The organism is Rheinheimera sp. F8, assembly GCF_001518915.1.
Genome location: NZ_CP013656.1, coordinates 1,008,855 through 1,021,504 on the forward strand (window position 1 = coordinate 1,008,855; position 12,650 = coordinate 1,021,504).

The following is a 12,650-nucleotide window of genomic DNA, read 5'->3' on the forward strand; positions in this document are numbered from 1 at the left end:
TTATAAATCACTCGCTGAGGTTAAAAAACTGTCAGTCAGTGCAAACCGTTCCAGAGCAGCCAGATCCGGGGTAATTTTTACCCCGGTTGGATCTTGTTGTTGCAACGACAACACATAACTTGCCAGATGCAAGATCGCCTGCAACCGATCGACCCTTGCGGACCCCGGCAAGTTCAGCCGGTACATCGCCGCAGCACAGATATCTGCAGAGAATCCCCATAACGTCATCAAATAGCCGGTCAAAATACAATGATCGGCAACGCCATCCTGAAACATATCTTCCTGTGTCAGATGCTGCGACTCAATTGGCTGAGTCGCCAGCAACGCCAGAGGACCCAACGCTTGCATCAGTCCGGCGACGTAGGCTTTTTCGGCCAGCGTGGCATCGTCACGGCATTGACTGCGGGCCAGTTGGAAAGATACAGATGCCAACGCGACAGCATAGTCCTGTAATTTTTGGTGCAGTTCAGGCTGGATCTTCCCCTGGTACTGTTGGTTCAATAAAAATGCCTGCATGATGGCTTTGATCATCTCCCGCCCCAGCCTGCTGACCACTTCCTGTAAATCGAGGGTTTGGCGGCGAAAGCCGAGGTACGCTGAATTTGCCATCTGAATTAACCGCCCGGCCAGCGGCGCTTCACGTTCCAATGCCCGTGCCAGCTCCCGTTGTGAACTGTCATTGTTGTCAAGTAACGCCAAAATTTGTTGATACTGTCGCCGCTGGATGGGCAGTGCTTGCAGGGTCCCTAATTGATATCGTGCATGCTCTGAGAAAGGGCCTTCAATAATCTGCTCTGCACGTTGGAAAACTGCCAGTAAATCATGCTCCGTAAAAGGTTTGCCCAACAACATCTGCGCGGATTGCACGGCGGCCAGCATGACCGCATCATCGTTTTCAGCACTCATCAGCACTCTGATGGTGGCGGGTGAATGCGAAGCACAAAACTCCAACAATTCCTCGCCCCGTAACGATGCGTCCAACCGGTCGGTCAACAGCAATTGCGGCGCTACTGGCTGCTGTAGCAGATATTGCGTTGCACTCAACGCATCGGCGCATACTTCTAACTGCCAATGCGGGCAAAGCCGCTGTAACAATCGTTTAGTCGCCGCCCGTGCGGCTGTGTCGGGTTCGACTATCAGGGCTAACCAGCGATCAGCTTCAAACATTGAGATACTCCTCCCATTGCAGGCGGACCGGCTGGGCCGTTAGAAAGCGACCAAACTCAAGACTACTCAGCGGTTTGCTGAATACATACCCCTGGATGTAATCACATTGCATATCGCGCAGCAACAGCACCTGATTCACCGACTCAATTCCTTCGGCAACGACCTGCATACCAAGCTCATGCGCCATCCGGATCATATGTCTGATCATACTGGCACATTGCGGCGAGTCCTCAAGGTCCAGCAACAAGGAGCGATCTAATTTCAGTTTATTTACCGGCAATTTCGCAAGATAAGCCAAAGAAGAGTAACCAGTGCCAAAGTCATCCATTGCCAGCTGACAGCCAAGCCGATGCAAACTGCTTAATAACCGGCTGCTGGCATCAATATCAGCCATCAGAAAGGTCTCAGTGACTTCTAATTCCAGCGTGTCCGGTTCTAAACCAAAACTACTCAGACAACCGGCAATACGTTCAGCCAGCCGAACATCGGTCAATTGCCGGCCTGACAAATTGATCGCCAGATGTGACAAGGCCAGCCCCTGTGCGCGCCAGCTGTGAAGCTGCCTTAAAGCGTGTTGCAATACCCAATCCCCAATGGCCTGGATCTGACCGTCTTGCTCCGCGATTGGAATAAAAACTGCTGGAGAAATTGCGCCAAAAGTCGGGTGCTGCCAGCGGATCAACGCTTCGGCACTGTCACAAAAACCATCAGACAAGCGGATCTTGGGTTGATAACATAAAGTGAATTCCTGTCCTTCCAGTGCCGCATACAGCGAATTACTGATTTCAAAATGCTGCCGTTTTTGTGTCACCATCTCTGCTGCGAATCGCAGATAAAATCCAGCCGGGTTTGCCAGATTGTGCCGGCAAGCGACATCAGCATGCTGCAATAACTGCCGCGCTGTAGTGCCATCTGACGGTGAAACGGCATAGCCAACACAAAAAGCTAATTGCACACGGTTAAAGCTCAATACTAACGGCTGGCGAAATGGTTGCAGGCATTGTTCTATCAGCAGTTGTAGTTGGCTTTCCTGAACAGCGCCGGGCAACACCAACAAAAATTTATCCGCCGCGACATAGCCCAATAACGCTTTTGCCGGCATCCGGGTTTTCAGCACAAGCCCAGCCTGTTCGATGAGCTCATCTAACTGCTGCTGTAATAATGAATCACTGTACAAAGCAAAGTCTGGCAGCATCAACGCAACAACGGCAAAATCGTTCTGGCCGGCTGACAACAGATCTTCAATCTGTGACCGCACATCGTCCGCATTCAGCAGTTCATTGACACCACAAAACACCTGGTCGCTGAGCGGCTGGACTAAAGTAACTTTTAGCAGATAGTGGTGCAGATCCGATATCCGGTGGCTGAAGCTGAAATAATCGCCATGAATACCGTGTAATTGAATATCGTGATCTTTTTTATGAAAAAAACCGGCAAGTTCAATTGGATTGATGTCAACGAACAGCGCCGACAACACCTGACCACGCAGCTCCGATGGCTGCAATCCCAACACCTGGCTGGCTGCATTATTAAATCGTAATACCTGACCAGTCGCGGATAACTCCAACAGTGCTTCATTGCTGGATAACAACAGATTAGTGCGTTGTTGCTCAGCCTGACGCCGGTCGCGTTCACTCAGCGCTGCGGTGATGTCTTTTAATAACTGGGTATCTTCCCAGGGCTTTTCCATAAAACGCCAGGCGGCGCCGCTATTCAGGCAGGCCAACAACGCTTCGCGGTCGGCATAGGCACTCAGGATAAGCCCAATGGTCGACGGAAATTGCAACCGGACCTGCTGCAATAACTCAGCCCCGTTCATATCAGGCATGCGGAAATCTGAGATCACCAGCGCCACCTGCTCCGTACTCAGCAGACTCAACGCTTGTGCGCCATGTTCGGCCAGCAACACGCGGTAGCCGGCGCGTTGCAACGTCCGTTGCAGGGCTCTGAGGATAGCAGGCTCATCGTCGACCAACAGAATAGTTTTTGCCACGAACAGTCCCGCCCAATGAAAAGTAAATACCGATATATGAACATAAACAGGTGCATGCCACTGCCGCAAGTTTTTTCCATCCCCCTTGCTCTGCGTCGTGTTGCCGCCCATGATGACATCACCGGCTACGCTTCTCAAAACTGGAGTTCATGCATGTCGCAGGATCCGCAATCTCCCCAAACACCCGCACATTGGCAACAGACTGACCGTCTGGCAACTATTGGCATTCTGACCGCCGGCGTGGCCCATGAGCTGAATAATCCAATTGGTTACATTCTCAGCAACCTGACTAGCTTTCAATTATATCTGCCGGTATTCCAACAATATTTTTCGCTGTTGCAACAGATTGCTGACTGTGACGATGCCACTGCCCGCCAGGATCTGCACCAGCAGCTGGCCCAATTACAACAGCAGGAAAATCTGCAACTGTTGCTCGATGATACCCAAAGTTTGCTGGCTGATTCAGTACAAGGCGCACATCGGGTACGGGATTTAGTGTTGGACCTACGGCGATTTTCGCATCCGGACCATGCAGAATTTCAGCTGTTGGAATTTAAGCCGTTGCTGGATATGGCTTTGAGGTTAACTAGAAATGAACTGAAAACGCATGTGACAGTATCACAAGATACCGGACCCGAGCCGCTATGGCTGCAGGGACAACCAGCAGCGCTAACACAGCTACTGGTTAATTTACTGCTCAATGCATCACAAGCGATTGGTGCGGGTGCCGGGAAACTGCGGATCAGCGCGGCTCGACTGGATAACAGTCTGCAGGTTTGTATTGAAGACAGCGGGCCCGGCATCGCCGACGAGGTTCTGCCCCATATTTTTACACCGTTTTTTACCACCAAAGCGCCGGGTACAGGCACAGGTCTTGGTCTGTCGATTTGCAAGGCTATAGTGGAAAAACACCAGGGTGACCTCAGTGTCAGCCGCTCCGATCTTGGTGGCGCCGCTTTTACATTACGGTTTCCATGCAGCGATGCGCCACCGCAATAGACGGCTCAGTTCTGGGCGTCGGGCTGTTGCTCTGGCGCGGCACTGGCAAAAGCTGGCAGCAGCAGACAGTGCTGATACACCTTATGGATCTGTGGATAAGGCGTTAAATCAACGGCAAAGCGCAATGCATTATAAACTTGCGGCACCAGACACAAATCAGCCAGCGTGACTTGATCGCCAACGCAGTATTGTCCCGCTGTATGCGCCAGCCGCTGTTCAAGTGCAGCAAAGCCTTGCCGCAACCAATGCTGAATCCAGTCGGTTTTTTGTTGCTCAGTTACACCGAGCGTACCAGTTAAGTACTGCAGCACCCGCAGGTTATTCAGCGGATGAATGTCACAGGCGATATCCAGCGCCAGTGCCCGCACCACAGCTGCTGTGGCAGGGTCTTCCGGCAACAGTGGCTGCTGTGGATAGACCGCATCGAGGTATTCAATGATTGCCAGTGACTGATTCAGCGTCAGTGCGTCGTGTTGCAGCGTCGGTACCAGCTGAGCAGGATTCAAAGCTTTATAAGGTTCCGCACGCTGTTGGCCACCGTCTTTTAATAAATGTACCGGGATTTGCGTGGCATCCAGCCCTTTCAGCGCCAGCGCAATACGCACCCGATAAGCCGCCGACGAACGCCAGTAAGTGTATAAGGTCAACATCAGAAACTCCGTTTAAAAAAGGCCGACAAATGCCGGCCTTTGATTTTGAGTAAATTGTGCAACGCTTAGCGCGGTTGATACTGCACAACCTGCTGGTCTATCGCGCCAAAAATGCTTTGGCCTTGCGCGTCCAACACTTCAAGCCGGATCCGGTCACCAAACTTCATAAAAGATGTTTTCGGTGCACCATCACGAATAGTTTCAATCATCCGGACTTCAGCGATACAGGAATAACCCAGACCGCCCTCGTCAATTGAGGTGCCGTAGTCAGTACCTTGTTTGTTAGACACAGTGCCAGAGCCGATGATAGCACCCGCGCCGAGATTGCGGGTTTTAGCGGCATGCGCCACCAGTTGGCCGAAATCAAAAGTCATGTCGACACCTGCATTCGGCTTACCAAACAGTTTACCGTTTAAGTGCGATACCAGCGGCAGGTGTAATTTCGCGTCCTGCCAGTCAGTGCCGAGTTCCTCTGGTGTGACAGCAACCGGGCTGAAAGCAGAGGCTGGCTTCGACTGAAAGAAACCAAAACCTTTGGCCAATTCATTTGGGATCAGGCCACGCAGTGATACGTCATTGACCAACATAACTAAACGAATATGCTGACGCGCCTGTTCAGGCGTAGATGCCATCGCGACATCACCAGTGATCACGGCAACTTCGCCCTCAAAATCGATACCGTAGTCTTCGCTGACCACATCGATTTGATCACGTGGACCAATAAAGTCATCCGAGCCGCCCTGGTACATTAACGGATCCGTCCAAAAACTCGGTGGCATCTCTGAATTACGTGCGCGGCGCACTAATTCGACATGGTTCACATAAGCGCTGCCGTCGGCCCACTGGTAAGCGCGCGGCAATGGCGATTCACAGACCGTTTGGTCAAAGGCAAATTCGCCCTGTACAGTACCATGATTGAGCCCCTGGTAGACCTCCGCAAGTTGTGGCGCCACTACGGACCAATGATCTAACGCATATTGCATAGTGGCGGCGATATGCGCCACCGCGACTGCTTTGGTTAGGTCCCGGCTGACGACGACGAGCTGGCCATCGCGGCTGTTATTTTTCAGACTGGCTAATTTCATTTTATCTTTCCTGTCAGACTGTTACTTCGTTTCAGCTGGTTTGGTTTTCCAGCTGTTGACGTAATCCGGATTCTCAGTGGCGACTGCCGCCGCGCCCATTTCCAGCGCATCACGGGTATCCAGCATCACTGCGACTTCATCGGTGAACTTCTTGCGATACTCACGACCAGCCTGGAAGGCTTTTGGGTGTGGGCCATGGGTAAAACCAGCCGGGTGGAAGGTCACCATGCCGCGCTCGATATTATCGCGGCTGAAGAAATCACCGGCATGGTAAAACAGCACTTCATCATAGTCGTCGTTGTTATGATAAAACGGCACTTTTAAGGCACCCGGGTCACTTTCAATCGGCCGTGGCACAAAGGTACAGACCACAAAACGACTGGCAACGAAGGTCGTATGCGCCGACGGTGGCAAATGATAACGGTGGCTCATCAGTGGCCGGATATCCCGCCAGTTAATCCGCATCACTGCTAAGTCACCATGCCAGCCAATGGCATCGAGTGGATTAAATGGATAGGTGATCACTGAGACCTGACCATGACGTTTTACATGGACCTGAGTTTCCTGTTCGCTGTACTGCGCCTTAAAGGCATCGTCAATTTTTGGCGTATCCAGCATTGCCGGGTCAAAAATCGCGTGATTGCCGACCAGGCCTTTTTCCGGCAACTGATAAGAATCATTGGTCGCTTCAATCAGCAGCACAAATATTGGCGCGGAGATCTCCAGCCGCCAGCAGGTCGAACGCGGGATCACCACGTAGTCACCATCGCGCAGGCTCAGATGGCCATAATCACAGAACAGCTCAGCGCTGCCTTCATGGATAAACAGCAGCTCGTCGCCATCGGCGTTGCGGACCAGGAAATCCATCGATTGTTCAAGCCGCCAGGTCCGCATTTTACAATGCGCATTGTGCAGCAAATTCGGCACTTGCCACGGCGAATTGGATTTATCTTCGCCGATGTCATTGAAGTTAAATAGGCGCGGTTTTAACGCCCCTTCCCAGTTACTCCAGCCGGTCGGCGCATGGGTGTGATGGAAATGGCTGGCCGGGCCAAAAAAGCCACTACGACCGGTTTCGCGCTCATAAATCGCCTGTTCCGGGAAATCGGCATGCGCCTGGCGCGAAATATCGCCTTCTTTTAACGGAAATTGCGCCCATTTACGCATCTGCTAATACTCCACGGCGGATTTGATCTTCTTCAATCGATTCGAACAGGGCTTTGAAGTTGCCCTCGCCAAAACCTTCGTTGCCTTTGCGCTGGATAATTTCGAAAAACACCGGACCAATCACGGTTTTGGTGAAAATTTGCAGCAGAATGCCGTCTTTTTCCGGAGCGCCATCAATCAGAATACGCAGCTCTCGCAGTGCGTCCAGATCTTCAGTATGACCTTCGACCCGGGCGTTCACTTTGTTGTAATAAGTATCCGGCGTTGGCATAAAATCCATACCACGGCTACGCAATGTCCGTACTGTTTCATAGATATTTTCCGTGGTCAGGGCAATATGCTGGATGCCCTCGCCTTTGTATTCACGGATAAATTCTTCGATTTGTGATTTGTCGTCTGACGATTCGTTGATAGGAATGCGGATCTTGCCACAAGGCGCAGTCATAGCGCGGGAGACCAGACCGGTCAGTTTGCCTTCGATATCAAAATACCGGATCTCACGGAAGTTACCGATCCGTTCATAAAAACCGGCCCAGACATTCATATTGCCGCGTTTGACGTTATGGGTCAGATGGTCCAGCACTTCCAGGCCGACGCCATGCGCCGCCATTGTCGTCTGCCAGTTGTCGTAGAATTTAAAATCGATATCGTAGACCGAGCTTTGGCCATAACGGTCGACGAAATACAGCAGGCTGGAACCTATGCCATATACTCCCGGGATATTCAGTTCCATCGGGCCAATTTGATTTTTATATTCTTTCGCACCGTTCGCGACGGCATGTTTCAGCGCTGCTGCAGCGTCTTTCACCCGAAAGGCCATGGCACAAACACTCGGACCATGCACGCGGGCAAATTCTTCGGCTTGCGAATTCGGCTCGCCATTGACGATAAAGTTGATGTCACCCTGCTTGTACAACCAGGCCTGTTTTGAACGGTGCTGGGCAACTTCAGAAAAACCCAGTGACTGAAACAGTTCTTTTAACTGACGGATACCATCGGCATCAGCAGCTGTGTACTCGACAAACTCAAAACCATCGGTACCAAGCGGATTAATTGGGTCAAACATGACAAACTCCGGAATTAAATACAGGGGGATTACTGCTATCTTGCCGTTCGCCACAGAAAAAGAAAGCTTGGCTGCTTACATACTGCTAACAGCTTAAAACAGTCGTTTTGTATCGTTTAGCATACGAAAACAGCATTTTGGCCTTAAACCGATAAAAAAGGCCGTTTTGTGGGCAAAACGGCCTTTTTTCAGTAGCGAATGCAGGACAAAGCGTAATTAAATTTTTACGCTCTTGCGATTGATGCCATATTCGCGCAATTTATTTGCCACTGCGGTATGACTTAAGCCGAGCTTTTTCGCCAGTTGACGCGAACTTGGGTAAGCCGGGAATAGTTTTCGCAATAAACTGGCTTCAAAGCGTTTCACCGCTTCATCCAGCGTGCCATCAAAATCTTTTTCCAGATAACCAAAATCATTGGTGTAACTTGGCAACTGTAACTGTTCCTTGTCAAGCTCAGCACCTTCGAGCAGGGTCACCGCGCGATACAGCGCGTTTTCCAGCTGCCGGACGTTACCTGGCCAGGGATATTGCTGAATGAAGTTGGCACAGTTTTCGGTAAGTTTCGGTGGTTTACGCCCAAGTCGAGCAGCCAGACGAGCCATAAAGTGTTCTGCCAGAGGCACAATATCTTGCTTGCGATCCCGCAGCGGCGGCAACACCAGCGTCAGCACATTCAGCCGGTAATATAAATCTTCCCGAAAACGCCCTTCCTGTACCATACCGGGCAAATCTTTCTGCGTGGTGCAAATCACCCGCACATCGACCCGCACTTCATTTTCATCTGCCACGCGGCGAAAACTGCCGTCTTGTAAAAACCGCAACAGTTTGGTCTGGATCTCACGCGACATTTCACCGATTTCATCCAGAAACACAGTACCGCGATTGGCCTGTTCAAAAATGCCTTTTTTACCTTCGGTCGTACCCGGAAATGCATTCGGGCCATAACCAAATAATTCCGACTCTGCGACATTGTCCGGTAATGCAGCACAATTGACGGCAAGGAAAGGTTTGCCCGCGCGACTGCTGGCGCCGTGACAAGCCCGTGCCAGCAATTCTTTACCGGTGCCGGTTTCACCGGTAATTAAAATCGGCGCGTCAAGCTGCGCCATTTTTTTCGCTTCCCGCACCACTTTGCGCATCAGATTGCTGCTGGCCTGAATCGAGTTAAAGCTTTCCTGATCGCCTTTTTTAAAGGCCACCATCTGCTCACCGAGGCGACTCTCAGATTTTAACGTGATCACGGCGCCGGCCAGAATTTCATGGCCCGCTTCGGCCGGCACCATCACCGGCAGAATATCCGCAATGAATTTTTTGCCATGAATTTCAATTTTGCGGGTTTGCGCCAGCACATCATCACTTTCCAGCCAGCGCTGAAAATTAAAGCCTTTCACCAAAGGCGACAACGGCAAACCAGCAACTTCGTCGCGTTGCAGTGTCAGCGCATCGAGAGCGGCTTCATTGATCACGGTCACGTTGGCTTTGGTGTCGATAGCGATCACACCATCCGGCAGCGTTTTTAACAGCGTGAACAGCTCATTGTGTTCACGCTCTGATGGCATAAAAGCAGTAGTTTTAACGTCTTCTACGCCAGGAATACGGCGAATTTTCACCATTAATTCCTGAAATTTTTCGAAATCGACCGTAGGAAAAGCAACAAACATCCGGCCTAGTTCGGGATCAACTTCAATACCGCGCAAATCAATCTGAAACGACACCAGGATATTTAACACTTCCTGAGCGATACCAACGCGGTCCTGACAATGGATTTCTAAGCGCATCTGAATGACAACCTTGCGAGATGACAGGTATTTTTATCATACGGCAAAGCACAAGCTTCAGACCAGCTCTTTTGTAAACTTTTGTGAACGTGAGCAGTATTTAAAGCCAAATCAACCGCGAAAAAAAAGCTGCCGGGGCAGCTTTTCTTAATGTTGCATGCTGGCTTATTCAGTCAGCAGCGCATCTGTTTTGGCGGCACAAATAAAATCATTTTTGTGCAGACCTTTGATGGAATGCGACCACCAGGTCACCGTCAGTTTGCCCCATTCCAGCAACAATGCCGGATGATGACCTTCTGCTTCTGCCAGTTCCGCCACTTTGTGGTGGAATGCCCAAGCCAGCTTAAAGTTCTTAAACTTATATTCGCGTTCCAGCTGCAAAATGCCATCCCGGACCACCGGAGTCCAGTCCGGAATTTGTCGCATCAATTGCGGTAATTCTTCATCAGATACGCGCGGCGCATCGGCGCGGCACGCTTCACATTTTTGTGTGGCAAGTTCAGTCATTGTAATGCTCTTTATCGTTAAAAATTAACTGGCTTTTTTCTGTTTCGGCGCAAACTTAGGCGCATGCAGGCCCAGCGCTTTGGCTTGCTGCACCAATGTCATCAGGTCCATCTGTGCAATGTCAAACAGCTGGCGAATACTCTGAATGCGGAAGTAAATGGGTTGCATAATGTCGATACGATATGGCGTGCGGAACACATCTACCACATCGAGTACCTTACGCTCAGGAATATCAGAATGGATCGCATATTGGGTCTCACCCGGTGAAGACAGTATGCCACCACCATAGATACGTAATCCCTCTGGCGTATCAATCAAACCAAATTCAATAGTGAACCAGTACAATCGAGCGAGATACACACGATCCTGTTTGCTGGCGGCCAGTCCTAATTTACCGTACATATGAGTGAATTCGGCGAAATCAGGATGCGTCAGCATGGCACAGTGGCCAAAAATTTCGTGGAACACATCGGGTTCCTGCAGGTAATCAAATTCTTCGCGGCTGCGGATAAAGGTGGCGACCGGAAACTGTTTATTTGCCAACAATTCAAAGAAGCGGTCGAAACTGATCAGCGCCGGTACCTCGGCACACTGCCAACCGGTGGTTGCCTGCAAAACGGCATTCACTTCGTGCAGCTGCGGGATCCGATCTTGTGACAGTTTCAGCCGTTGCAGTCCTGCCATGTATTCATTGCAGGCTTTGCCTTCGATACAACTGAGTTGACGCTTGATCAGATCTGACCAAATCTGGTTCTCTTCGTCGGACCAGGCAATAATGCCGTCGGCATCCGATTCTCGGGATACATAAGATGTCATGTTACAACCTGTTAATTCTGCTTGCCGGCCTCGGTTGGGCTGGCTGAATGGCAGGCATCCTAGTGGATTGCATCAAAGCTGTTAACCCGGCGCCATAAACTGGCGCCAGCGCAACTGTTCAAAAAAATGTACAAACCGACGCATGACACACACATCCATCTGTTTTTATTGATTATTTTTGCTGTAACTGCATCTTTACCAATGCTTGCTGTAGGTCGGCAATGATGTCTTCAACATGCTCAAGTCCAACTGAAATGCGGATAAGCCCGTCGCTGATGCCAGCCAACCGGCGCTCTTCTGCAGTGTATGGACTATGCGTCATTGATGCCGGATGTTGGATCAAGGACTCAGCATCGCCAAGACTGACTGCCAGACTCAATAGCTCACATTGATTAATAAAATACCGGCCGTCGTCCAGGCTGCCCTTCAGTTCAAATGCCAGCACACCGCCGGCGGCTTTCATTTGCGTACCAATAAAACGATGGCCCGGATGACCGGGTAAACCTGGGTAATACACAGTGGCTACTGCCGGATGCGCCTGCAAAAACTCGGCGACACGCTGCGCGTTTTGACAATGCCGTTCCATCCGCACCGATAAAGTCTTCAAGCCCCGAATAATCAGCCAGGCATCATGAGGGCTGATTGTTGCGCCCATATCTTTCAGGGTGGTCAGCTTGATGGTTTGAACAGTGTCTGTATCAGACAAAATAATGCCAGCAACAACATCGCCGTGACCGTTCAGATATTTAGTCGCGCTATGAATAATGATATCGATGCCATATCGCGCCGGCTGTTGCAGTAATGGCGTCAGGAATGTGTTATCGATCACTGATTTAATCTGATGTTGGCGACAAAACCGACCGAGGAATTCCAGATCCAGCACCACCAGATTGGGATTAATCGGCGTCTCGGCAAATAGCATTCGGGTATTTGGCCGGCGTGCCGCTTCGACCGCCGCGTGGTCAGTCATATCAACAAAACTGACTTCAATGCCATAACGGGCAAACTGGTGATTAAACAGCGCAAAACTGCAGCCATAAATGGCATTGCTGGCGATCAGATGGTCCCCTTGCTGCAAGAAAGCCAAGGTCGCTGCAGCCACAGCGCCCATGCCGGTCGCAGTCGCAGCGCCGTCTGCCATGCCTTCCAGCGCCGCTACTTTGAGTTCCAGCTCGCGGGTGGTCGGATTGCCAAGCCGGGTATAAATATACCCTTCAGTTTCACCGGCAAAGCGCGCGGCGCCCTGCTCGGCACTGTCAAATACAAATGTGGAGGTTTGATACAACGGGGTGGCGAGACTGCCAAACTGCCGGTCATAAGTTTTACCGGCGTGGATGCACATCGTTTCTGCGTGTTTACTGCTACTGCTCATAACAACCTGACTGCTTAGATAATTTTATCAAACAATTAAGCAAACAAGT

Annotated in this window: 11 protein-coding genes; 1 reads left to right on the top strand and 10 read right to left on the bottom strand. The window is 50.8% G+C overall.

The window, feature by feature from the left end:
• Complete coding sequence (locus ATY27_RS04585) at positions 1-1,167, bottom strand: HDOD domain-containing protein (protein WP_208930977.1); 1,167 nt, start codon at positions 1,165-1,167, stop codon at positions 1-3.
• The gene (locus tag ATY27_RS04590; RefSeq protein ID WP_208930976.1) at positions 1,160-3,160 is read right to left on the bottom strand and encodes an EAL domain-containing protein; all 2,001 of its coding nucleotides are present in this window, start codon (positions 3,158-3,160) and stop codon (positions 1,160-1,162) included. Before ATY27_RS04590 ends, ATY27_RS04585 begins: the two co-directional genes overlap by 8 nt.
• A gap of 153 nt (positions 3,161-3,313) precedes the next feature.
• Here ATY27_RS04590 and ATY27_RS04595 point away from each other — a divergent pair, with 153 nt between their 5' ends.
• A complete protein-coding gene (locus ATY27_RS04595; protein WP_208930975.1) occupies positions 3,314-4,159 on the top strand; it encodes a HAMP domain-containing sensor histidine kinase in 846 nt (281 codons plus the stop codon).
• Positions 4,160-4,164: 5 nt separating this feature from the next.
• Here the strand turns inward: ATY27_RS04595 and maiA are convergent, their stop codons facing one another.
• The 8 genes from maiA to ATY27_RS04635 form a co-directional block, all read right to left on the bottom strand.
• Complete coding sequence (gene maiA, locus ATY27_RS04600; RefSeq protein ID WP_347876402.1) at positions 4,165-4,809, bottom strand: maleylacetoacetate isomerase; 645 nt, start codon at positions 4,807-4,809, stop codon at positions 4,165-4,167.
• Between the two features lie 65 nt (positions 4,810-4,874).
• Positions 4,875-5,894, bottom strand: coding sequence for a fumarylacetoacetate hydrolase family protein (locus ATY27_RS04605; protein ID WP_208930974.1), 1,020 nt, complete (start codon positions 5,892-5,894; stop codon positions 4,875-4,877).
• A gap of 21 nt (positions 5,895-5,915) precedes the next feature.
• Positions 5,916-7,061, bottom strand: coding sequence for a homogentisate 1,2-dioxygenase (locus ATY27_RS04610; RefSeq protein WP_208930973.1), 1,146 nt, complete (start codon positions 7,059-7,061; stop codon positions 5,916-5,918).
• Positions 7,054-8,127 (bottom strand): 4-hydroxyphenylpyruvate dioxygenase, encoded by a 1,074-nt coding sequence (gene hppD, locus ATY27_RS04615; RefSeq protein ID WP_208930972.1) that lies wholly within the window; start codon positions 8,125-8,127, stop codon positions 7,054-7,056. The genes ATY27_RS04610 and hppD overlap by 8 nt, the downstream gene beginning before the upstream one ends.
• A 216-nt stretch (positions 8,128-8,343) precedes the next feature.
• A complete protein-coding gene (gene tyrR / locus ATY27_RS04620) occupies positions 8,344-9,906 on the bottom strand; it encodes a transcriptional regulator TyrR (protein ID WP_208930971.1) in 1,563 nt (520 codons plus the stop codon).
• 165 nt (positions 9,907-10,071) lie between these two features.
• Positions 10,072-10,413: a 4a-hydroxytetrahydrobiopterin dehydratase gene (locus tag ATY27_RS04625; protein ID WP_208930970.1), complete on the bottom strand. Its 342-nt coding sequence runs from the start codon at positions 10,411-10,413 to the stop codon at positions 10,072-10,074.
• Positions 10,414-10,437: 24 nt separating this feature from the next.
• A complete protein-coding gene (gene phhA / locus ATY27_RS04630) occupies positions 10,438-11,229 on the bottom strand; it encodes a phenylalanine 4-monooxygenase (RefSeq protein ID WP_208930969.1) in 792 nt (263 codons plus the stop codon).
• Positions 11,230-11,401: 172 nt separating this feature from the next.
• The gene (locus tag ATY27_RS04635) at positions 11,402-12,601 is read right to left on the bottom strand and encodes a PLP-dependent transferase (RefSeq protein ID WP_208930968.1); all 1,200 of its coding nucleotides are present in this window, start codon (positions 12,599-12,601) and stop codon (positions 11,402-11,404) included.
• Positions 12,602-12,650: the final 49 nt, after the last annotated feature.

Bases quoted from the DNA above. Each gene is read 5' to 3' on its own strand.
- ATY27_RS04585 (WP_208930977.1), bottom strand. From the start codon at position 1,167: ATGTTTGAAGCTGATCGCTGGTTAGCCCTGATAGTCGAACCCGACACA.
- ATY27_RS04595 (WP_208930975.1), top strand. From the start codon at position 3,314: ATGTCGCAGGATCCGCAATCTCCCCAAACACCCGCACATTGGCAACAG.
- maiA (WP_347876402.1), bottom strand. From the start codon at position 4,809: ATGTTGACCTTATACACTTACTGGCGTTCGTCGGCGGCTTATCGGGTG.
- ATY27_RS04605 (WP_208930974.1), bottom strand. From the start codon at position 5,894: ATGAAATTAGCCAGTCTGAAAAATAACAGCCGCGATGGCCAGCTCGTC.
- ATY27_RS04610 (WP_208930973.1), bottom strand. From the start codon at position 7,061: ATGCGTAAATGGGCGCAATTTCCGTTAAAAGAAGGCGATATTTCGCGC.
- hppD (WP_208930972.1), bottom strand. From the start codon at position 8,127: ATGTTTGACCCAATTAATCCGCTTGGTACCGATGGTTTTGAGTTTGTC.
- tyrR (WP_208930971.1), bottom strand. From the start codon at position 9,906: ATGCGCTTAGAAATCCATTGTCAGGACCGCGTTGGTATCGCTCAGGAA.
- ATY27_RS04625 (WP_208930970.1), bottom strand. From the start codon at position 10,413: ATGACTGAACTTGCCACACAAAAATGTGAAGCGTGCCGCGCCGATGCG.
- phhA (WP_208930969.1), bottom strand. From the start codon at position 11,229: ATGACATCTTATGTATCCCGAGAATCGGATGCCGACGGCATTATTGCC.
- ATY27_RS04635 (WP_208930968.1), bottom strand. From the start codon at position 12,601: ATGAGCAGTAGCAGTAAACACGCAGAAACGATGTGCATCCACGCCGGT.